Genomic DNA, 19,034 nt, shown 5'->3' on the forward strand with positions numbered 1-19,034 from the left:
CCGCGCGACATCGCAAAAACGCTTGCCGAGGCCATTGCCAAAGAATTGCGGGGTGCAGCATGAGCGCCGTGGATCTGCTGCCGTGCGCCCATTGCGGCGGTGAGGCTTGGCTGAACGATTACGAGGCCAAGCACGGCGATATGACACCCGCCAGCCGCTGCCCTCAATGCAAATCCTGCGGGTGCAGTCTCGGCTACCTGCCGACCGCAGCAAAGGCCATCGCTGCCTGGAACCGCCGCGGCCCGGTCAGCGCCGGGAAGGTGAAGGCGGAAGATGCCGAAACGATTGTGGCCGAGATCTGCCACGATGAGCAGATGCAGGTTTGGGCCCAAGAACTGCTCATGGATCTGGCCGGCAGCCTGAACTTTTCCAGCTATGACGACAAAGTTGCGGCCTTCATGGCCGTGCGCGGAAACATGCGCCGGGCGCTGGAACACCTAGCTGCCGCCCTCCAGCCGGGTGACGGGTGGCAGGGGATCGAGAGCGCTCCGTACGATACGCCGGTGCGCTTGAAGCTGGGCGCAGGAATGGTGATCGAAGCTATTCTGCGGCTCGATGCGTCCGAGGACGAGGACGGTCTGTGCGATCAGTGGCAAGCGCACCACGATGGCGAGCATCCAGAGTGCTGGTCTGACGGTGCCTGCTGGGGGTCTAACGATAATGGCGTCCCCAGCATACAGCCCACCCACTGGATGCCGCTTCCCGCCCCTCCCTCCGCTCTCTCTCAGGAAGGGGGTGGCACATGATCATCCGCGAAGAGCGCATAGGCGACTGCCGGCTGATCCTCGGCGATGCCACGAAGATCGCGCCCATCCTGTTCGGTTTTGACAGCATCGTGTCCGATGTGCCCTATGGCATGGGATACCAGAGCGGCCATGCCACAGACGCGCTTTGGGGCGAAGAGCGCGAGATCCGGGGCGACCGCGACACGCGCGCCAGGGATATGATCTGCCTCTTTGCCGATCAGGTGCCCACGCTGGTATTCGGCACGTGGAAGATCGAACGCCCGGCTGGCACACGCCAGGTGCTGATCTGGGATAAGGGCGGCGCCCTCGGCATGGGTGCGCTGGATATCCCATGGAAGCCGGATCACGAGGAAATCTATGTCCTCGGCAAGGGCTTCACGGGGCGGCGTGATTGCGGGTCAGTCCTCTACTGCCCGCCGGTGCAGAGCATGGCGAAGAACGGGCGCCAGCATCCAAACGAAAAGCCGGTCGGCCTTATGTCCATGCTGATCGGCAAAGTGCCGGGTGTGATCCTTGATCCATTCATGGGGTCGGGATCCACGCTTGTCGCAGCTGCGCGCGCCGGGCGCCGCGCTATAGGCATCGAGGTCCACCCGGGTCATTTCGAGACGGCTTGCAAGCGGCTGCGCGAGGCATATCGCCAGCCCGCCGATATGTTCGCTCTCTCTCAGGAAGGGGGGGAGTGATGCGGATGATGATAGTCCTATGCCTCGCTCATTGGTCAGGTTGGATAGCTCCCGTTCTGATATTTCAATGCGGAAGGATATTGGCGGCCGTGATCGTCATACCAATCCTTCTGCTCGCGGCGTCCATCTACCGCGCCACCCCTCACAGGGAGGGCGAGTGATGGGGGATACGCTTGAAAGCTTGCTGAACGAGGCGCTGAATCTGACGGTGCGCGGGCGAAACCTCGATGCAATCCAGCGCCGGGCCGATAATCTTGACGCCTCGCAAGAGTCGGATGAGTGGCTCGCCAGCGGTCGCTTTGACGATTACGTCGCCCGGCACAACTGCACCTGCCAGCCTTGGCAATGGATCGAGCATCGCAGCCTGACACCCCAACTCTGGGCTGAGGATCAGTTTCAACGCGATCTGCACGATTGGGAAACGCGGGCCCGGCGGTTCCTTTCCTCGCCCCGCGCCACCCGTCAGGACAAGGGGGAGTGATGGCATACGCACATTGCCCGCGCTTCAGCATCGCCGCATTGCGCGAAATCTGGGCCGATGATCGGCTGACAAATCGTCAGGTCGGGGCCGCGATAGGCCGCACTGAGCGGGGCCTGCAGGACATCGCGTCCCGGCTGGGTCTGCCGCCTCGCAAGCTTGGCCCGAAGCTTAAGCTTGATCAGGGCCTTTTCGCGAGGATGTATTTGGCCGGCGTGTCCATGGCGGAGATCGCCGGGTTCATGGGCATGCACAGATCCAGCCTTCCCTATGTGGCAGGGCGTCTGGGCCTTGCTTCGCGCGGAAGAGGGTGGGTCGCCACCATGACGCTTGCCCAGTTTTGGGAGGCAGAGCTGGGGCGCGCTATGGCCGTGACCGCCGCAGCGGAACGAGCGTGCCATGAGGGGCGCGGCAAACGTGTGCGGGAAGAGTTTCGGGAGGTGTCGGCATGAATGCCCGGCGGGACTTCAACGTGATCGAGCAGGGCCAGATCGAGGTGTATCCGATCAGCCGTGCTGAGCGCCTGGACACTCATGGCTTCCTGAAGTGGTGGTTCCATCGCTGGACCTCATCGCGGACCTTCAAGCTGATGAGCTGGGAAAATCAGGGCATGGCCCGGGCATTGTTCGACATGGCCCAGACCGAAAGTCCGGTTGGCACGCTGCCTGATGATGACGCCGAATTGGCCGTCATGCTGCGCATCGACACGAACAGGGTCAAAGACCTTCGCCGGCAGGACTTCGGTCCGCTTCGTGGTTGGCGGCGGTGTGACTGTGAGGGCGAGACCCGCCTCATGCACTCTGTTGTCCTCGAGCAGGTGCAGGATGCCCTGGAGCGGCGCGAGGCTCGGGGGCTTTCCCGTGAGGAGCAGGCGGGCCGGAAACGGATCCAGCGATTGAAGGAGGGGTTGCGCGCGCAAGGGCTGGATGAGGCTGCGCTGGAAGATGATCTGCTGATCCGGCGCATGGATGACTGGCTCAGCGCGAACTGGCGCCGGGCCAGATCGGCAGAAGCATATGGCCGCGCGGTGATCCACGCGGTCCAGCAGAAATGGTGTTCGCCAGCTTCGTCACGGTGACTAGTCACAAGCTGTCCATGTGACGCGCTGTGACTAGTCACACCTGTCCTGTGACTGTCCTGCGTAGAGAAGAGAAGACAAGACAAGAAGAGAAAAGACTTACGCGCCGGGACAGGTCACGCGCTGTGGATAACCGGGAAATTGCTGAGAAAAGAAAGGGGGCAGAAATGGAAAGCGATGCACTGAAGGCAGGCAAGGAACGGGTCAGGAAGCACCTGATCGAGCCGCTCACGACGATGGGGATGCGCAGGGCATCGGGCCATACCGTCGCAGATCATGACGCGGCGATGGAGGGGATCTGTGCGCGCCTGGCGTACATGACCGAACGCAATCTCGCCTCGCTCGCTGAGGTCGTGATGGCGCATGGCGGCGGGAAGGCGCGGGACCGCTGGCCCAGCGGGATGTGGATCTGCGATGAGGCGCGGAAGATCCAGGAACCGCCGCCATCGGACAGCCAGCTGGTGACCGGGTGTCTCGGCTCCCGCATCGGTAGGCAAGCCCGAGCAGAGGGCTGGAGCGTCGAGCTCTATCTCTGGCTGAAGAAGTTCGGGCGCTGGCCGAGCGGCGATTTCGTGTTCTCCAGCATCAAGGACGATGCCGAGAAGAACCGCCGCAATCGTCACCGGGTCGAGACTGATATGCGCAACGCGATGGTCTCGCCGGCTGATGCGCGCTGGCTGGACTGGTATCGGCAGGTCGAGGCTCGGGTCGCCGCAGTGATGGATGCGCAGGGCGCGGAAGAAGGTGCGGCATGATGATGGGCGGTGGCTTTCAGGTCGGGGATGTGGTGCCGGTGGTCGAGGGCAGGGCGGCTATCTTCACGCCCGGCAAATCGCGGTGGTACGCGCTGAGGGTTGCGCCGCAGCGCGAGGACGAGGTCGAGGCATGGCTGGCCCGGCGCGGCGTCTACGGCTTTCACCCTGTGCTGGCACGCAAGACGCGTCGTTTCGGTGTGGTGCGGGAGTATCATCGCCGCTACCTGCCGGGTTACGTCTTTGCCCGCTTCACCGGTGATCCCATCGAACACAGGGTCCTGGCCTGCCCATGGATCACCGGTGCGCTTTGCCGGTCGGGTGGGGAGTGGGGCATCCTCGAGCGACAGCGGTTGACCGCAATCCACTCGATGCGGAAGCTGGATCAGAGGCAGCGGGATGCCAGGGCGGCGGCGCGTGCCCGGCGCTTCGCCGACGCAAGGCTGCGGTCGGGCGACGGAGTTCTCTTCCGGTCTGGGCCACTGGCGGGCTTCCAGGCTGAGGTTGTCGAACTGAAAGCTGATGGTGGTGCCATGGTCCGGTTCGAAATGTTCGGGCGCGAAACTCTGGTTGCTTCCACGGATCAGGACCTGATCCCTTTGAAGCCCAGTTGACAGGAGCGAATCGCTCCGCCTATGGTCTGTGCCCATAGCCTTATGCCGGTGTCACTCTCTGCCATAGCAGACAGATGCCCGCGCGGGTGGGCGGCGAGGATGGGTTACACGCCTGTCTGACACGCCTGAATAGCGCCCGGAGCAATCGCTCTCGGGCGTTTCGCTTTATCCGGGGTGGCCATGGGCAGGTTGAAGCAAGCGCCGTCGCGCTTCGTCGCCGCGCCCGGTCGGCTCGGCTCGGCACCACAGTCAGAGGCTGAGAGGTCGCGGCAGCGCCGGATCCAGACGCCCTGGCGCAACTGGTACAACACGGCGCAATGGAAGGATCTCCGCTGGGATGTGCTGGAGAGCGCGCTCTTCACCTGCGCGCGCTGTGGTCGCCTCGAGGGCGATACCTCGAAACTGGTCGCCGATCACATCATCCCTCATCGCGGCGATAAGCGGTTGTTCTTGGATCGGGCGAACCTTCAGTGCCTCTGCAAGGGGTGCCATGACCGGGCAAAGCAGGCCGAGGAGCGCCGCGGCCTTCTCGGGTGACAGGCCAGGGGGGGGGTATCAAAAGTCTGGGGGCCTCGCGGCCAAAGACCCGCGCCCCCCTCAGCGAGGGATTTTTTTCTGATGAGCGAGAAAAACAGCCATTTGATCGTCTCTGACCTGTTCGGGGATGTTGTCACGCTGCCCTCAGGGCGCCGTGGAAGGCCAGCTCATCGGTGGTCGAAATCAAACGCGGACAAGGTGATCCTTGGCAAGGCGGGCGGCTACGCGGATGAGGACATCGCAAAAGGGCTGGGGGTCAGCCTGCCCACGCTGCGCAAGTATTATTTTTCTGAGCTCAGCCAGCAGGGCCAACGCATCCGTTTTGACTTCTGGCGGATGCACAATCTCGCTGAGCAGGCCAATGGCGGCAATGTCGGGGCAATGAAAGAGCTCGGCAAGATGATGGAAAAGCGGGACAGGCATCTGGCGGAAAAGGAATTCCGCGATGGCAAAACAGATCGGGAAGAGCCGGTTGGCAAGAAAGAGGCCGCGCGACGTGCGGCGGAAGGGCAGGCGACTGGCGATCCGGATCTGACGCCGGGCCTGTGGCACTGACATGACCGGGCCGGTTCCTCAAAACGCTTGGCGGACTGCTTGCCCTGACTGGGAAGACCGGATCATGACCGGTCGGTCGCTGGTTCCGGATCTACCGTTCTACGACGCTGTCGCCGAAAAGGCGCTGCGGGTGTTCAAGCGGCTCCGGGTGCCGGACATGATCGGCACCCCGACTTACGGCGAGGTCTGCGAGCAGTGGATCTTCGACATGGTTCGGGCTGTGTTCGGCTCATACGATCCTGTCACAAAGCGCCGGATGATTCGCCAGTTCTTCGTGATGATCCCGAAGAAGAACGGTAAATCCTCTATTGCGGCGGCGATCATCGTGGTGGCCGCAATCCTGAATGAAAGACCCAGTGCCGAACTGATCCTGATCGCCGAAACGCAGAAGATCGCCGAGATCTCGTTCAAGCATGCCGCAGGCATCATCGCGCTTGATCCCGGGTTGAACAAGGAAGCGGGCGGCATCTTCGATGTCAAAGGACACTCAAAGACCATCATCCACCTGACAACGGGCGCGACGATCCGCATCCTTTCCGCCGATGGCGATGTCGTGACGGGATCAAAAGCGGCCTATATCCTTGTCGATGAAACCCACGTCCTCGGTCACAAGGCCAAGGCATCCGGGGTGTTCCTGGAGCTGGAAGGTGGTCTCGCCTCCCGGCCCGAAGGGTTCTTTCTTGAGATCACGACCCAGTCGAAGGTGCGCCCGCACGGCGAGTTCAAGAAGCGTATCGATCGCGCGCGGGCGGTGCGGGATGGCAAGCTGGATCTGCCGCTGCTGCCGATTCTCTATGAACTGCCACCAAAGCTGCAGCTTTCGGGCGAATGGCGCGACGAGGCGATGTGGGGGCTGGTCAATCCGAACCTCGAGCGTTCGGTCTCGATGGATTTCCTGCGCGACAAGTTTGCGGAGGCGGAAGCCGCAGGGCCCGACACGCTGGCGCTGTTCGCATCGCAGCACCTCAACATCGAGGTGGGCGTTGGCCTGATCGGTGACGGGTGGCCGGGTGCGCCGCACTGGAAGGCTTGCGTCGACAAGAAGTTGAAGCGGCTCTCCGATTTGTTGGAGCGTTGCGAGGTCTGCACCATCGGGATCGACTGGGGCGGCGCGGACGATCTGGCCGCGCTCTATGTGGTTGGGCGCGAGAAGGTCACGAAACGTTGGCTTGGCTGGGGGCGTGCCTGGGCGCGACCGAGTGTGTTTGAGCGCCGGAAATCCATCAGTCCGCAGCTCAAGGATTTCATGGGGCATGGCGATTTGGTGTTGGCGGCCACGGGCGAGGAGCAGGCCTCCTTGGCTGCCACGATCTGCCGCGAGGTCTATGACAGCGGACTGCTTCCGGAGGCGAGCGGGATCGGCCTTGACAGTGCAGGGGTCGCCTTGCTCCTCGATGCTCTGGAAGAACGCGATTTGACCGCGCCCCTTGTCCAGTCTGTGGGGCAGGGCTGGAAGCTACAGACGGCAATCTCGACCCTGCCGCTCAAGCTGGAGGATCATCGCTTCCTTCATGGTGGTCAACCGATCATGACGTGGTCGGTCGGCAACGCGAAACAGGTGCTGCGCGGCAGCAATTACATCGTGACGAAAGAGGCGGCGGGCTCGGCGAAGATCGACCCGCTGATGGCGCTCTTCAATGCGGCCATGCTGATGTTTCTCAACCCTGCTGCGTCTGGTGGACCATCGGTCTACGAGTCGCGCGGCATTCTGATGATCTGAGGTGTTCATGGGCCTGTTGGACCTGTGGCGCGGCTCGCCCGCGCCGACTGCCGCTGCCCGCGTTGAGCCGGTGGTCACTTCGGTTGCCGCGCCGGCAGTCAAGGCAATGGCCGGCGAGCATGTTAAGGCGTTCGGGCCCGATGATCCCCGGTTCCTTGAAATCATCAGGGCGGGCGAAGGAGTGACAGCCGCGGTGACGCCGAAGCAGGCGCTGCGCAACACCACGGTGATGCGGTGTGTCTCGCTGATTTCGTTCTCGATCGGGATGCTGCCGCTGCATCTGCAAAGGAAATCGGATAAGTCGAAAGCAGATGACCAGCCGCTGTTTCGCATTTTGCACCGCAAGCCGAACCCATGGCAGACGGCCTATGAGTTTCGCAGCCTGATGCAGCAGCGTGCGCTCACCCATGGAGATGCTTTTGCCCTGATCATCCGGACCGGCCTGAGAATCATCGGTCTGGTGCCGCTTGATCCCGCCACCGTTACAGTGCGCCAAAACAGCGACTGGTCGCTTTCTTATCTGGTGGCGACGCCGAAAGGGCAGAAGGTCTACGGTCAGCGCGAGGTTTTCCACCTTCGCTATGGTCTCAGCGAGAACGGTTATACCGGGCTTTCGCTTGTGCGTCAGGCGGCGCAGGCGATCAGCCTGGCCCTGCAGGCTGAGGTCGCCTCGACCCGGATCTTCAAGCAGGGCGTGATGGCAGGTCTGACGCTGGAACATCCGGCGAAGCTGTCACCTGAAGCCTATGAGCGGCTGCTGGCCAGCCTGGCATCGCGCGAAGGCGCGGAAAACGCGGGCAAGTCGGTGGTTCTCGAAGAGGGGATGAAGCTCGGGACCGCTGCAAATACAGCGCGGGATTCGCAGACGGTCGAACAGCGCAAGATGCAGATAGAGGAGATTGCGCGCCCCTTTGGCGTCCCGCGTCCTCTGCTCGGCGTCGATGACACATCATGGGGTTCAGGCATCGACGTTCTGGGCCAGATGTTTGTGCAGTATGGCCTCAATCCATGGTTCGAGGCGTGGCAGCAGGCGATTGAGCGCGATCTGCTGACCGATGCTGAGGCCGAGATCTATCAGGCCAAGTTCAACCCCGGCGGCCTGCTGCGTGGGTCGATGACGGCGCAGATGGATTTCTGGGCGAAGGCTCTCGGCTCCGGCGGGCAGCAGCCTATCGCAACGCCTGAAGAGGCGCGCGAGTCCTTCGACTGGCCAAAGGTTGATCGCGATGAACTGCCCGCTCAGCTGGGCTCACAGAAAGGGGGCGGCAATGTCGCTGCGTGAACTGCCGGAGATAAGCGCCTCGCGACTTCCCGAGGTCTGCGCCTATGAACTGGATCACGGTGTTGTCGATCGCTGGAATGCTGGCGTCATGGCTGCCACCACTGGCGACAATACGATCAGCATTCTGGATGTGATCGGCGAGGATTACTGGACTGGCGGCGGCGTCACCTCGAAGCGCATTGCAGCAGCGCTGCGCGCCATCGGCGATCAGGATGTTGTTGTCGATATCAACAGCCCTGGCGGCGACTTCTTTGAGGGGGTGGCAATCTACAACACCCTTCGCGCGCATCCGAAAAAGGTCACGGTGCGCATCATTGGTCTTGCCGCTTCTGCCGCCTCCGTCATCGCCATGGCCGGCGACGAGATCCAGATCGGCAAGGCCGGCTTCATGATGATCCACAATTCATGGGTCATCGCGATGGGCAACCGCCATGATCTGGCCGATGCGGCAAAGACCATGGAGCCTTTCGATGATGCCATGGCCACGGTCTATAGCGACCGCGCCGGCGTAAAAAAGGCGAAGGCGGCGGAATGGATGGATGCCGAGACGTGGTTCAACGGTGAGCAGGCAGTGGCCGCAGGCCTCGCCTCCGGCTTCCTTGATGCCGATGCCGTCACGGAAGATAAAACCAAGGCCGAGGCTGGGCGGGGCGTGAACGCCACGCGGCGTGTTGATGCCCGGCTTGCCAAAACAGGAATGCCTCGCTCGGAGCGCCGTGCGCTTCTGGCTGAGTTGAAGGGGGGCACGCAGGACGCTGCCCCGACCGTCACGCATGACGCTGACGCCGAAATCGCGGCCCTTCTCGAGGGGTTGCGGGCAACAATTACCCAATAACGGAGACAATCATGGGTATGATGATGAAAGCCCCCGCGATGGCGCGGGGCATCCTTGCGGTGCGCGCAGACGCGGGCGGCGATGTGCGCGCGTTGATCACGGGCGTGAACACCGCCTTTGAAGAGTTCAAAGCCGCACAGGCTGAAAAGGACAAAGAGCTCAGCAAGCGTTTCGACGATGTGGTGACCAGCGATAAAATCGCGAAGGTTGATGCATCGATTGCCGCGCTGACCACCGCGCTCGACGATGCAAATACCAAAATCGCCGGCATGGCACTGAATGGTGGCGGCGGCGATGAGGACAAGCGCAGCGAGCAGGAGCGCGAATATTCAGCCAAGTTCGACGCATGGTTCCGCACCGGTGCCGATGAGCGCGAGGTCAAGGCGCTGGCGAAGGCCGGTGGCATCAAGGCTGCATATTCGGTCGGCTCTGAACCGGACGGCGGCTTTACCGCTCCGGTGGAATGGGATCGCCAGATCACCGACAAGCGTGTCGTGGTTTCGCCGATGCGCAATTACTCCACGGTCCAGTCGGTTTCGGGGCAGGGGTTCAAGCACCTCTACAACCTGCGCGGCACGGCGGCCGCATGGGTTGGTGAAACCGCTGCGCGCCCGCAGACCGATGGCTCGATCCTCGCTGAGTATGAGTTCGCCTTCGGTGAGATCTACGCCAATCCGGCGGCAACCGAACGCATCCTCGAGGATTCCGAGATCGATATCGCGGCCTGGCTGGGTGGCGAGGTCAATACGGAGTTCGCCCGTCAGGAAGGCCTCGCCTTCATCAACGGTGATGGTGTGAACAAGCCGAAGGGGCTTCTTCGCTTCGATGCCGCCACCGAAGCGGCGCTTCCCGCTGCCCAGCGTCACCCCCTGGGGCCGGTAACGGCGGTTGTTTCGGGTGCAGCAGCAGCTCTGACTTCGGATGGTCTGATCGACCTGATCTATGATCTGCCCGAAGATCGCTCGCAGGGGGCCGCGCTCTATTCGAACCGCAAAACCCATGCCGTCATTCGCAAGATGAAGGATGGCGACGGCAATTACCTCTGGCAGCCGCCGTTCCAGGCCGGGCAGCCCGCGCAGGTTCTGGGTCAGCCGATCCGTGAACTTGCTGGTATGCCCGACATCGCTGCCGGTTCGATCCCGATCGTCTTCGGCAATATGGCGGAAGGTTATCGGATCTTTGATCGCGTCGGCATGTCGGTGCTTCGCGACCCCTACACCAACAAGCCCTATGTGCTGTTCTATACCCGCAAGCGTGTCGGCGGCGGTCTGTGGAACCCGGAATGGCTCCGCTACCATCGTGTGGCGGCGGCCTGATCGGTCTGCATTGCGCAAGGGGGCGGCTTCGGTCGCCCCTTTTTCAATGCAGATCAGCCAATGGAGGACATCATGGCGAAGCTGATGAATGCGATCACGGGGGTGCCGACCGGTGAGATCTATCCCCGCGAAATCCCTGCCGGCGAGGTTTGCCCCGAAAACCTGCTGCCCTATGCCCGCGAGATCGGCGCGCTGGAGGAAGAGGGCGCGGCCATCGTCCAGCCGGAACCGAAGCCGGAAGGCCCGGCGGATTCCAAAGAGGGCGAGAGTGGCGACAAGAAAGCCGAGGACAAAAAGGCCGATACGGCCAAGAAAGACGATAAGGCCTCGTAATGGTCCCGATCCGCGTCACCCCTCCGACTGCGCCGCTGGTCAGCCTCGAAGGCCTGAAACAGTATCTTCGCGTCGATTTCGATGATGATGATGATCTGATCGAAGGCCATGAAAAGGCTGCGGTTGCGTATCTGGACGGGTGGCGCGGTATCATGGGGCGGTGCATCCAGGAGCAGGTCTGGGCCATCGCTTTTTCCTGCCCCGGGTGTCACCGCCTGCCGTTTCCTGATGTGGCAAGCGTCACGGTCGATGCTGGCACTGTGGTTCTCGAGCATGACGCGCTTGGGTCTCGGGTGACCCTCACAGATCCTGCTACCGTCACCATGACCGTTGCGGCACCTGATGAGGTGCGCGAAATCGCCATCAAGGTGGTCAAGATGCTGGTGAAGCGCTGGTATGATCCCCCGAAAACCATGCCTTCGCCGGACCCCATCCACTCGTTGCTGGCGCCGGTGCGGTGGGTGGTGCTGTGACGGAGGCGAATGATCTCCGCGAAGCCGTGGCATTCGATTTCCCTGGCGAAAAAACTCTTCCCGGCGGCGTGACCGAAACCGATTGGGAAGAGCGGCATAAGTGTCGCGCCCAGTTTATCTATGCGGGGGGCGGGGAGGTGGTCGAGGCGGCACGGCGCGAGGGGCGCAGCACATTCAAGATCAAGATCCGATCCTGCCTGAATGCGCGGGCGATCTGCGCGGACTGGCGGATGCGCGATACGCGCCGGGGTGTCGACTACAACATCATCGAGGTTGATGCGGTGACAGATCCGGCATGGGTGTATCTGGTGGCAGAATCGGGGAAAGCAGCATGAGCGCGAGTGCGGCCTTGCAGATTGCGATCCTTGATGTCCTGAGGGCGTCAGCAGATGTGACCGATGCCCTGGGTGTTCGGATCTATGATAATGCCCCCGATAAAGCGGGATATCCGCACCTGACCCTTGGTCCGTCACAGGAGCTCGACGACAGCGCCGAGTGCATCGATGGGGCAGAATGCTTCCAGCAAATCGATATCTGGACGCGGGAGGGCGGTTCGCAGCTCGGCGCCAAGCAGATCTGCGGCGCCGTGAAAAAGGCGCTGCATGGCGTGGATCTCGCTCTCGCCGACCCTTTCAGGCTGGTTCTTATCGAGGTCGAGAGCAGCCGGGTCGTGGGCGATCCTGACGAAAAGATCGCCCATGGCATCGTGAATGTGCGGGCTTTGGTAGATGAGGATGGCTGATGTGGGTCGAGTTTACAGAAGTCTTTCGGTGGAAGCCCAAGCCAGGCGTGTCGATCCGGTATTCGCCCGGGATGCGCATTTGCGTCACACGGCGCTGTGGCACCGCCGCACTGGCGAAGGGGGCTGCGGTCAAATCAACAAATCCGGCCGCGGCTAATGGCGCGAGGGACGACGATAATCGGGCTGGCGCGGCTGGAGCGGAAGCTGAAGCGGCTACCGAAGGTGGCGAAGGAACTCATTCGCAAGAAGATGGCGGAGGCGGCCGATCAGATCGTCGCGATGATGAAGAGTCTCGTCCCGGTCCTGAAGGAGCCGGATCGCCGGAGGCAGGCGGGGGCGCTCAGGGATAGCATTGGCTGGACCTGGGGGCAGGCACCGCGCGGGTCGATGGTTATTGCGACGCTGCGGGGGGCTGGTGTCGGGGGTGAACTGACAATCACGATATACGCCGGATCGCGTGACAAGGGTCTTGGCTCAGCTGATGCCTTCTATGCCCGATGGGTGGAGTTCGGCACCACCAAGATGGACGCTCAGCCGTATTTCTACGTCTCATGGCGCGCAAACAGGCGCAGCGTAAGGCGAAAAATCACATCAGCGGTCCGAACATCAGCAAAGAGAGTCGCCGCTGGCGGCTGAGTTTTCCTGCATCGCAGGTTGCCCCGAATGCCCTTGGGCAAGGCTTTTCCAATCATGGAGCCAGTTATGGCAAAACAGCCCACTGTGCGCTTCAGCAAGTTCTTCGTCCGTCTCCGGTCGAATGACGTATTGCCTGCGCAATTCGCTGCACCGTGCGGATTCACATCGAAAGCGTTCAATCGCAGCAAGAATTTCGGCGAGGTGAATGTCCCGAACTGTCCGGAGGATGATGCGCCGTCCTGGGTCGAGCGCGACGTGCAGAGCATGACGTCCTCGATCAGCGGTGATGGTGTTCTGATGAAATCATCGGTGCCGATCTGGGAAGATGCGCTGGCCAGCGTTGAGAGCATCGAATGCGAGGTCGAGCTGGAATATCCGGACGGCGATAGCGAGGTTTACACTGGTCGCTACCACATAGAGAGCTTCGAAATCACGGGAACCTCCGGAGAGCGCGTAACGGTCGCGGTTTCGATGCAATCCGACGGTGAAATCGAGTATGAGCGCACCACCGCTCCGGAGACCCCCTGATGGGTCGTAACGCGCAAATCACGATGGACTGGGCGGATGGGACTTATCCCTTCCGCCTAGGGATCGCGCAGCTCGCGGAGTTGCAAGAAAAAACGGACGCGGGGCCGTGGTACATTTTGTCGGCCCTGGCGATGCTGCTTTCATCGGCGCAGACCGGCGCCACCCCTCCCAAGGACGCCAGCCCTGCGTATGTGATTGACACGATCCGACTTGGCTTGATCGGTGGAGGCATGGATGCAGTACAGGCCCTGAAAAAGGTCCGGGCTTATGTCGGCGAGGGCCAACTCACCGAGAACATCCCCATGGCCTTTGCGATCATCGGCACAGCCCTGCAAGGGGTGCCGGAGGATGAAGCGGAAAAGTCGGAGGGGGAAAGCGAGACAAGCGCGAACCGCTCCCCCGAGGAAGAATCCGGTTCGCGCAAATCTACGGAGTCGGGGCCGCAATCGGACTGAGCCCAGATCAGGTCGGGGCATGTTCGATGTGGCAGTTCAACGCAGCGATTGCGGGCTGGAATGCCACGCATGGCGGCGAGGATACCGGCCTGTCTCAGCAGGATGAGGATGATCTCTGGCAGGGGATCAAGGACCGGATGCACTAATGGTGGCACTCACTGGGTTTCGATAATTGCTTTCAGTCGCCCGTACCAGGGCATCATTTCAGCAGTAATCGTCTTGTAGACAAATCCATTTTTGTCGGTTGGCTGGCTTCTGAAAACCTTTACCTGCAGGTAGGGGGCATTGGGCAAACTGGTAATTATGTTTATTGAAGCGTTGCCCACCTTTTCCCTGCTGGTACTGCCTCCTGACAGACCTCCGATCACCGCACCGACGCCGCCAAATGCAATAGCCCCGACAGCTGCACCGAGTGCCTGATTTCCTCGGTTGGTCTTGTTTGTTGTCACGCCATCTTCGGAGATCTCTACTGATACCAGTTTATCGAAAGGTATCAGATAATTAGCACCGTCTACTGTGACAGCTACCCTCTTGCCGTCATAATCCACCCCTATTGCGTCTCCGGGATCGAACGCAACTCGATACTGATTAATCGATTCTGTTTCCATCCAGTTTTTCGCCCCTTCTCGGAGCGATTTCTGCCCAGCAGATATGAGAACTTGGAAAATTACCGCCCCGACGACGATGATGCCAATGGTCCAGAAAAATACTTCCATACCAAACCTCCTGGGGTGCTAAATGGCTACGACTGATCTTGATAAATTGATCGTCCAGCTTTCGGCGGACATCAAGGGCTATGAGCGCGCCATGACCCGCGCGTCTGGCATCATGAACCGGCAGGCGCGAGAGATCGAGAACCGCGCGCGGTCTATGAACAAGAAGCTGGACGGCATCATGCAGCGCTCGGCGAACTCGTTCATTGCGCCGCTTGCCGCGATCAGCACTGCCCTCTCGGTACGTGAGGTTACCAGGTATGCGGACGCGTGGACTGTGGCGCAGAACAAGATCAATGCTGCATCGGAGATTTCCGGCATGCAGGCGCGCAGCCTCGAGGATCTTAACAAGATCGCGGACGAGACTCGCAGCGGCATCACCGAAACGGTCGACCTTTACGCGAAGCTGATGCGTTCCACCTCCGGCGTTGCCAAGTCGGAGATGGAGGTCGCCAAGGCGACTGAGATCGTCAACAAAGCGTTCAAGGCTGGCGGCGCGGCAGCCTCTGAGCAGGCCGCTGGTATTCTTCAGCTTTCGCAGGGCCTTGGCTCCGGCACCCTGCAAGGTGACGAGCTTCGCTCGGTCCGGGAGAATGCGCCGATCCTCGCACAAGCTATCGCGGATTATTACAAGGTCAGTATCGCTGGTCTGAAAAAGCTTGGCGAAGAAGGGCTGATCACCTCTGAGGGTGTTTTCAAGGCGATCCTCGCCGCCGGGCCGAAGATACAGGCGGCATATGCCACGACGAATGCCACAATTCAGGACGGCATAACGCGGGTCAGCAATGCATTCACCCAGTATATTGGTCAGACCGACAGCAGCCTCTCTGCTTCGCAGCGCCTTGTTGCCGGACTGAATGCGCTGGCCGATAATTTCGACAACATCGCAGATGTGACGGTGAAGGTTGCTGCGATCATTGCGGGCGCGCTGGTCGGAAGATCGATCTCTGGAATGATCGCCAAGCTCGGCCTTGCTGCTGGTGCGATTTCTAAGTTCATCGCAGCAGCCAGAGCAGCCAGCACCATGACTGGCCTGGCTGCATCTATTGGGGGTATTTCGGCGCTGGCTGGGCCTCTGGGGGTCGTTTTGGGTGCGACGGCTGTGGGGGCGATGCTGGCCTATTCTGCCTCGGCACAAGAAGCCGAGGAGCGCACGGATAATCTCACCAGAGAGATGGAGCGCCTTGGCCTTTACACGAAGCCGGCTGCGGAGGGAGTTGATGCCGTAGCTGATTCACTGGACAAGCTTTCCGACCGCGATGCTCAGCGCAGGATCAAAGATCTGAGGCTGGAGCTCGAGGCGCTTAGGGATACCCGTCTTGCAGCGGCCATGCAAAAAGCGCGTGAGGGCTTGGGCCTTGAAGCCGGATGGCTCAATTTCGGCGATAGCGGCTTCGAGGACGTGGACGCAGAGGCGCTTCGAAGGATCCGGGAACTCGGCGCCGCGTGGAGTGACAACACCATTTCTGCTCGGCAGTTCTATGAGGAAGCGCTCAAGATAGAGACCGTCGATCTCAGTAAAAATGCCAAGGCCCTCGTTGCGGAGTTGGTTGATGTGGCGTCGCTTGCACGTGCCGGGGAGACCAGCTTGGCCTCGATGGGCGGTGCGACAGAACTTGACGAGGCAAATCAGAAGCTTTCCGATCTGCGGGCACACCTCGAAAGCGTGAAGGCTCAAGGCAACCTCGACAACAATGTCGTGAACGCCCTGATCAACATCATCGACATGGCGGGCGAGAGTGAAGAAGCCGCGCAGAGTGCACTGACGGAACTTGAGGCGCTCGGCAAGGCCAACCCAAGCTTTGGTAATCTAGTGAACGCAATCACTTTCGCCATTGGTTGGATCTCATCGCTGCGCGCGGAAGCTCGCGCTGCAAATGCAGAGGTCGCAGCACTGGGCGGCGGCGCCGGCGCCTCCGACAGCAGCAAGGGGCGCCATTCCGAGGACAATAAGGATCGGGAGGCAGCCCGCGAGAACGAAGCGTACATCGCCGAGCAGCGCCGCCGAAATGCGCTCTCAAAGGAAGGAAAGTCCATCGAGGATGAGGTGAACCGCATCCTCAAAGAGCGGCCTGGCCTCCTGAAATCTCAGGCGGAAATGCTTGCCCGAGAGAACATCGCAGCCGACGAAGCCCGCCGGGGCGGTGGCAAAAAAGGCGGCGGCAATAAGGCCGCAGAGCGCTTTGACGACGCAATTCTCAAAGAGATCGAGGGCATGAAGGCGGAAACCACTGCCCTCAATAGCCTGACGGGCGCTCAGGTCGGCTATGGCAAATCTGTCGAGCGTGCTCGCAAAGAGGCCGAACTTCTGCAGGAGCTGCAGAACAAGGGGCTGAAGGTCACCCCAGAACTGCGGGCCCGCGTTTCAGAGCTGGCCAGCGAATGGGAGAAAGCTGCTTCGGCGAATGAGGAAGCGAATGCACGGCTGGAGCGGCTGGAGGCGATAGGGCAATCGGTGGCTGACAGCCTGAGCCAAGCATTTGAGAAAGTATTCACCGACCCGCAGGGCGCCCTCAAAGATCTCGGCAAAGAGCTGGCGATGATCGCCATTAAAATGCAGCTGGCGCGGCTCCTGCCTGGCGTTTTCGGCGCCTCGGGCATTGTGCCACTCAACTTTGCATCCGGCGGCATGGTGCGGGGCCCCGGCACCGGTACGAGCGACAGCATCCCTGCGCGCCTGTCCAATGGCGAGTTCGTGGTGAACGCAGCCGCAACAGCGCGGAACCGGGCGCTTTTGGAAGCGATCAATGGCGGCAAGGGGCTCTCGCTTGCGGGCGGCGGCTATGTCGGCACTCCCTCGATCCCGACAGTCTCGCGGGCGGGTGGCGCCAGCGCGGCGCCGGTGATCAATATCCGAAACGAAGGCCCGGCAGTTGATGTGACCCGCACTGAGCAGCGGCGCGGGCCGGATGGTCGGCAGATGTTCGACATCTATCTCAATGAATCTCTCGCAAGTGGAAGGGCAGCTAAGGGTCTGAAGGCTAATGGCGTGCAGAAGCCCACGGTGATGCGCTGATGCCAACACCCATCATCGACTGGCCCGAGGGCGTGCCGTCCTGCATCATGCCGCTGTCACCACAGGGCGGGCTGCGGGACAACCGCCTGTCCTTCGAGACCGATAGCCGCATGCCGCCGGTCGAGCGCCCGCTGAGCAGCTGGACGCCGGAGGTGTATTCGGTCGAGCTGGCGCCGATCAGCCTCGATCAGTTCAGGCTGTTCCAGACCTGGTACAAGGGACCGCTGCGCTTCGGGGTCTACCCATTCGTGTGGCAGCATCCGATCACCCGGGATGTCAGCCCTTGGAAGATCGTCAAAGGCGACCCGCCCTATCAGGTGAAAAAAATCGGCAACATCCCCTTCGGCAGCGACCGCCGGAGGATCAGCCTGTCCTTCTCGATCATGTCTCATGCCGGGAACATCCCGCCGACCTTCATCGCCCAGGAGGAGGCGGATCTGATCCTTCAGGAGGAAGGCGGTCGCATCATCGACAAAGACGGGTTCAAATTCGATGGTTAGACAGATCACCCCGGAAATCCGCGAGGATCTTCAGGCGCCGGCCAGCCCGAATGCGCTTCTGGGATTCCTGACCATCGATCATCGCAATCTGGTCGAGCCGATCCGCGTTGTCAGCGATCCGCTGGCCTTTACGGTCGGCGGGCTGGAATTCATCGGTTGCCCCTTTGAGTTCCAGCTCCTGACCGATGAGGATCAGGCGCCGACGACGCAGATCAGGATCCAGAACGTTGACCGCCGGATTGGCGAGGCTATCCGCACGGTGACCGACCGGGCTCAGGTGATGCTGGAGGCGCGCAGCACGGCCGATTTTGACCTCGCGGTCATTCCGCGCGCTGAGCTCCCGGGAGGATCCTCGGCAATCTACGGCTTCCGGTATTTCGACCTGATTGATGTCACGGTGAACGCGCTGGAGGTGACTGGCACGGTGATGCTGCGGGATTACACGCAGGAGCCGTGGCCCGGGAAGCGCGCCACGCAGACGAGAACTCCCGGGCTTTTTCGCTGATGGATTGGTGGTCTCGTTACATCGGCCTGCCGTTTGAGGACGGCGGGCGTGGCCCGCATGGCTATGACTGCTGGGGGCTGATCAGGGCGATTTATGCCGATCGGCTCGGCGTGGATCTCCCCTCCTATGGTGAGATCAGCGCCCGCGACCTCGCCCGGATCGCCCGCGCCATGGCGGTCGGCAAGGATGATGGCTGGCGACAGGTCGGCGTGCCCCGCGCGCTGGATGTGGTGCTGATGCGGTCAGGCCGTGGCGGCGCGCGCGTGGTGCATGTCGGCGTCATGGTCGATGGCCGGCGCCTGCTGCACATCGAGGAGGCTGCAGCCGCAGCCGTGGTGCCGGTCTCGCATTTCAGCGTGGCCGGCCGAATTGTTGGATACCGGAGACTGGCATGATCCTCGCAACCTACCGCGAGCCCTTTGGCTTCGCGCCGCATGTCCGTCACTTGCCTGAGGGCGAGACGCTTGCGGCGATGCGCGCGCGCATGACCGCGCTGCCGGAAGGATTCGACGCGCGCGGCGTGATCTGCCTTAA

The 19,034-nt window shown here is 61.5% G+C and carries 25 protein-coding genes; 24 read left to right on the forward strand and 1 reads right to left on the reverse strand.

The genetic code is table 11. The features are described from left to right. Positions 1-59: 59 nt before the first annotated feature. The 20 genes from AC4FS3_RS27270 (at position 60) to AC4FS3_RS27365 (ending at position 13,766) form a co-directional block, all read left to right on the forward strand. On the forward strand, positions 60-746 hold the full coding sequence (locus AC4FS3_RS27270) for a DUF551 domain-containing protein (RefSeq protein WP_491023125.1): 687 nt from the start codon (positions 60-62) through the stop codon (positions 744-746). Next, on the forward strand, positions 743-1,432 hold the full coding sequence (locus AC4FS3_RS27275) for a DNA methyltransferase (RefSeq protein ID WP_491023126.1): 690 nt from the start codon (positions 743-745) through the stop codon (positions 1,430-1,432). Before AC4FS3_RS27270 ends, AC4FS3_RS27275 begins: the two co-directional genes overlap by 4 nt. A 160-nt stretch (positions 1,433-1,592) precedes the next feature. Beyond that, the gene (locus AC4FS3_RS27280; protein WP_491023127.1) at positions 1,593-1,913 is read left to right on the forward strand and encodes a hypothetical protein; all 321 of its coding nucleotides are present in this window, start codon (positions 1,593-1,595) and stop codon (positions 1,911-1,913) included. Next, positions 1,913-2,362, forward strand: coding sequence for a hypothetical protein (locus AC4FS3_RS27285; protein WP_491023128.1), 450 nt, complete (start codon positions 1,913-1,915; stop codon positions 2,360-2,362). Before AC4FS3_RS27280 ends, AC4FS3_RS27285 begins: the two co-directional genes overlap by 1 nt. Then, on the forward strand, positions 2,359-2,988 hold the full coding sequence (locus tag AC4FS3_RS27290) for a hypothetical protein (RefSeq protein ID WP_491023129.1): 630 nt from the start codon (positions 2,359-2,361) through the stop codon (positions 2,986-2,988). The genes AC4FS3_RS27285 and AC4FS3_RS27290 overlap by 4 nt, the downstream gene beginning before the upstream one ends. Before the next feature lie 167 nt (positions 2,989-3,155). Then, positions 3,156-3,743, forward strand: coding sequence for a hypothetical protein (locus AC4FS3_RS27295; RefSeq protein WP_491023130.1), 588 nt, complete (start codon positions 3,156-3,158; stop codon positions 3,741-3,743). Then, a complete protein-coding gene (gene nusG, locus AC4FS3_RS27300) occupies positions 3,740-4,354 on the forward strand; it encodes a transcription termination/antitermination protein NusG (RefSeq protein ID WP_491023131.1) in 615 nt (204 codons plus the stop codon). The genes AC4FS3_RS27295 and nusG overlap by 4 nt, the downstream gene beginning before the upstream one ends. A 180-nt stretch (positions 4,355-4,534) precedes the next feature. Next, positions 4,535-4,891 (forward strand): HNH endonuclease, encoded by a 357-nt coding sequence (locus AC4FS3_RS27305; protein WP_491023132.1) that lies wholly within the window; start codon positions 4,535-4,537, stop codon positions 4,889-4,891. A gap of 81 nt (positions 4,892-4,972) precedes the next feature. Continuing rightward, positions 4,973-5,446 (forward strand): hypothetical protein, encoded by a 474-nt coding sequence (locus AC4FS3_RS27310; protein ID WP_491023133.1) that lies wholly within the window; start codon positions 4,973-4,975, stop codon positions 5,444-5,446. Positions 5,447-5,510: 64 nt separating this feature from the next. Beyond that, the gene (locus AC4FS3_RS27315; RefSeq protein ID WP_491023134.1) at positions 5,511-7,166 is read left to right on the forward strand and encodes a terminase large subunit; all 1,656 of its coding nucleotides are present in this window, start codon (positions 5,511-5,513) and stop codon (positions 7,164-7,166) included. 7 nt (positions 7,167-7,173) lie between these two features. Then, positions 7,174-8,448, forward strand: coding sequence for a phage portal protein (locus AC4FS3_RS27320; RefSeq protein WP_491023135.1), 1,275 nt, complete (start codon positions 7,174-7,176; stop codon positions 8,446-8,448). Further along, on the forward strand, positions 8,435-9,283 hold the full coding sequence (locus tag AC4FS3_RS27325; RefSeq protein ID WP_491023136.1) for a head maturation protease, ClpP-related: 849 nt from the start codon (positions 8,435-8,437) through the stop codon (positions 9,281-9,283). Before AC4FS3_RS27320 ends, AC4FS3_RS27325 begins: the two co-directional genes overlap by 14 nt. Positions 9,284-9,294: 11 nt before the next feature. After that, positions 9,295-10,599, forward strand: a complete 1,305-nt coding sequence (locus tag AC4FS3_RS27330; protein WP_491023137.1) for a phage major capsid protein — start codon at positions 9,295-9,297, stop codon at positions 10,597-10,599. 72 nt (positions 10,600-10,671) lie between these two features. After that, entirely contained in the window at positions 10,672-10,932 is a 261-nt protein-coding gene (locus AC4FS3_RS27335; RefSeq protein ID WP_491023138.1) for a hypothetical protein, read from the forward strand. Then, the gene (locus AC4FS3_RS27340) at positions 10,932-11,405 is read left to right on the forward strand and encodes a head-tail connector protein (protein WP_491023139.1); all 474 of its coding nucleotides are present in this window, start codon (positions 10,932-10,934) and stop codon (positions 11,403-11,405) included. The genes AC4FS3_RS27335 and AC4FS3_RS27340 overlap by 1 nt, the downstream gene beginning before the upstream one ends. After that, positions 11,402-11,740: a phage head completion protein gene (locus AC4FS3_RS27345; RefSeq protein WP_491023140.1), complete on the forward strand. Its 339-nt coding sequence runs from the start codon at positions 11,402-11,404 to the stop codon at positions 11,738-11,740. The genes AC4FS3_RS27340 and AC4FS3_RS27345 overlap by 4 nt, the downstream gene beginning before the upstream one ends. After that, positions 11,737-12,147, forward strand: a complete 411-nt coding sequence (locus AC4FS3_RS27350) for a DUF3168 domain-containing protein (RefSeq protein WP_491023141.1) — start codon at positions 11,737-11,739, stop codon at positions 12,145-12,147. Before AC4FS3_RS27345 ends, AC4FS3_RS27350 begins: the two co-directional genes overlap by 4 nt. A gap of 156 nt (positions 12,148-12,303) precedes the next feature. Continuing rightward, on the forward strand, positions 12,304-12,783 hold the full coding sequence (locus AC4FS3_RS27355; protein WP_491023142.1) for an HK97-gp10 family putative phage morphogenesis protein: 480 nt from the start codon (positions 12,304-12,306) through the stop codon (positions 12,781-12,783). 66 nt (positions 12,784-12,849) lie between these two features. Beyond that, entirely contained in the window at positions 12,850-13,311 is a 462-nt protein-coding gene (locus AC4FS3_RS27360) for a phage tail tube protein (RefSeq protein ID WP_491023143.1), read from the forward strand. Then, positions 13,311-13,766 (forward strand): gene transfer agent family protein, encoded by a 456-nt coding sequence (locus AC4FS3_RS27365; RefSeq protein WP_491023144.1) that lies wholly within the window; start codon positions 13,311-13,313, stop codon positions 13,764-13,766. Before AC4FS3_RS27360 ends, AC4FS3_RS27365 begins: the two co-directional genes overlap by 1 nt. A 155-nt stretch (positions 13,767-13,921) precedes the next feature. Here the strand turns inward: AC4FS3_RS27365 and AC4FS3_RS27370 are convergent, their stop codons facing one another. Continuing rightward, a complete protein-coding gene (locus tag AC4FS3_RS27370) occupies positions 13,922-14,482 on the reverse strand; it encodes a hypothetical protein (RefSeq protein WP_491023145.1) in 561 nt (186 codons plus the stop codon). A gap of 22 nt (positions 14,483-14,504) precedes the next feature. On the opposite strand from AC4FS3_RS27370, the gene AC4FS3_RS27375 reads away from it, so the two are divergent. Genes AC4FS3_RS27375 through AC4FS3_RS27390 form a run of 4 tightly spaced genes read left to right on the forward strand, consistent with a single transcriptional unit; the run spans position 14,505 to position 18,895 of the window. Then, positions 14,505-17,495 carry a tape measure protein gene (locus AC4FS3_RS27375; RefSeq protein WP_491023146.1) on the forward strand — a complete coding sequence of 997 codons (2,991 nt, stop codon included), beginning with the start codon at positions 14,505-14,507 and terminating at the stop codon, positions 17,493-17,495. Beyond that, entirely contained in the window at positions 17,495-17,995 is a 501-nt protein-coding gene (locus AC4FS3_RS27380) for a hypothetical protein (RefSeq protein WP_491023147.1), read from the forward strand. The genes AC4FS3_RS27375 and AC4FS3_RS27380 overlap by 1 nt, the downstream gene beginning before the upstream one ends. Continuing rightward, a complete protein-coding gene (locus AC4FS3_RS27385) occupies positions 17,988-18,500 on the forward strand; it encodes a DUF1833 family protein (RefSeq protein WP_491023148.1) in 513 nt (170 codons plus the stop codon). Before AC4FS3_RS27380 ends, AC4FS3_RS27385 begins: the two co-directional genes overlap by 8 nt. Further along, positions 18,500-18,895, forward strand: coding sequence for an NlpC/P60 family protein (locus AC4FS3_RS27390; RefSeq protein ID WP_491023149.1), 396 nt, complete (start codon positions 18,500-18,502; stop codon positions 18,893-18,895). Before AC4FS3_RS27385 ends, AC4FS3_RS27390 begins: the two co-directional genes overlap by 1 nt. The last annotated feature ends 139 nt before the right edge of the window (positions 18,896-19,034 follow it).

The organism is Pseudogemmobacter sp. TB195 (genome assembly GCF_058313095.1).

Excerpts from the sequence above, each read along its gene's own strand:
- AC4FS3_RS27305 (WP_491023132.1), top strand. The coding sequence starts at position 4,535 with ATGGGCAGGTTGAAGCAAGCGCCGTCGCGCTTCGTCGCCGCGCCCGGT.
- AC4FS3_RS27355 (WP_491023142.1), top strand. The coding sequence starts at position 12,304 with ATGGCGCGAGGGACGACGATAATCGGGCTGGCGCGGCTGGAGCGGAAG.
- AC4FS3_RS27325 (WP_491023136.1), top strand. The coding sequence starts at position 8,435 with ATGTCGCTGCGTGAACTGCCGGAGATAAGCGCCTCGCGACTTCCCGAG.
- AC4FS3_RS27315 (WP_491023134.1), top strand. The coding sequence starts at position 5,511 with ATGACCGGTCGGTCGCTGGTTCCGGATCTACCGTTCTACGACGCTGTC.
- AC4FS3_RS27335 (WP_491023138.1), top strand. The coding sequence starts at position 10,672 with ATGGCGAAGCTGATGAATGCGATCACGGGGGTGCCGACCGGTGAGATC.
- AC4FS3_RS27330 (WP_491023137.1), top strand. The coding sequence starts at position 9,295 with ATGGGTATGATGATGAAAGCCCCCGCGATGGCGCGGGGCATCCTTGCG.
- AC4FS3_RS27365 (WP_491023144.1), top strand. The coding sequence starts at position 13,311 with ATGGGTCGTAACGCGCAAATCACGATGGACTGGGCGGATGGGACTTAT.
- AC4FS3_RS27290 (WP_491023129.1), top strand. The coding sequence starts at position 2,359 with ATGAATGCCCGGCGGGACTTCAACGTGATCGAGCAGGGCCAGATCGAG.
- AC4FS3_RS27285 (WP_491023128.1), top strand. The coding sequence starts at position 1,913 with ATGGCATACGCACATTGCCCGCGCTTCAGCATCGCCGCATTGCGCGAA.
- nusG (WP_491023131.1), top strand. The coding sequence starts at position 3,740 with ATGATGATGGGCGGTGGCTTTCAGGTCGGGGATGTGGTGCCGGTGGTC.
- AC4FS3_RS27350 (WP_491023141.1), top strand. The coding sequence starts at position 11,737 with ATGAGCGCGAGTGCGGCCTTGCAGATTGCGATCCTTGATGTCCTGAGG.
- AC4FS3_RS27280 (WP_491023127.1), top strand. The coding sequence starts at position 1,593 with ATGGGGGATACGCTTGAAAGCTTGCTGAACGAGGCGCTGAATCTGACG.
- AC4FS3_RS27370 (WP_491023145.1), bottom strand. The coding sequence starts at position 14,482 with ATGGAAGTATTTTTCTGGACCATTGGCATCATCGTCGTCGGGGCGGTA.
- AC4FS3_RS27275 (WP_491023126.1), top strand. The coding sequence starts at position 743 with ATGATCATCCGCGAAGAGCGCATAGGCGACTGCCGGCTGATCCTCGGC.
- AC4FS3_RS27310 (WP_491023133.1), top strand. The coding sequence starts at position 4,973 with ATGAGCGAGAAAAACAGCCATTTGATCGTCTCTGACCTGTTCGGGGAT.
- AC4FS3_RS27375 (WP_491023146.1), top strand. The coding sequence starts at position 14,505 with ATGGCTACGACTGATCTTGATAAATTGATCGTCCAGCTTTCGGCGGAC.
- AC4FS3_RS27360 (WP_491023143.1), top strand. The coding sequence starts at position 12,850 with ATGGCAAAACAGCCCACTGTGCGCTTCAGCAAGTTCTTCGTCCGTCTC.
- AC4FS3_RS27385 (WP_491023148.1), top strand. The coding sequence starts at position 17,988 with ATGGTTAGACAGATCACCCCGGAAATCCGCGAGGATCTTCAGGCGCCG.
- AC4FS3_RS27295 (WP_491023130.1), top strand. The coding sequence starts at position 3,156 with ATGGAAAGCGATGCACTGAAGGCAGGCAAGGAACGGGTCAGGAAGCAC.
- AC4FS3_RS27320 (WP_491023135.1), top strand. The coding sequence starts at position 7,174 with ATGGGCCTGTTGGACCTGTGGCGCGGCTCGCCCGCGCCGACTGCCGCT.
- AC4FS3_RS27340 (WP_491023139.1), top strand. The coding sequence starts at position 10,932 with ATGGTCCCGATCCGCGTCACCCCTCCGACTGCGCCGCTGGTCAGCCTC.
- AC4FS3_RS27270 (WP_491023125.1), top strand. The coding sequence starts at position 60 with ATGAGCGCCGTGGATCTGCTGCCGTGCGCCCATTGCGGCGGTGAGGCT.
- AC4FS3_RS27390 (WP_491023149.1), top strand. The coding sequence starts at position 18,500 with ATGGATTGGTGGTCTCGTTACATCGGCCTGCCGTTTGAGGACGGCGGG.
- AC4FS3_RS27380 (WP_491023147.1), top strand. The coding sequence starts at position 17,495 with ATGCCAACACCCATCATCGACTGGCCCGAGGGCGTGCCGTCCTGCATC.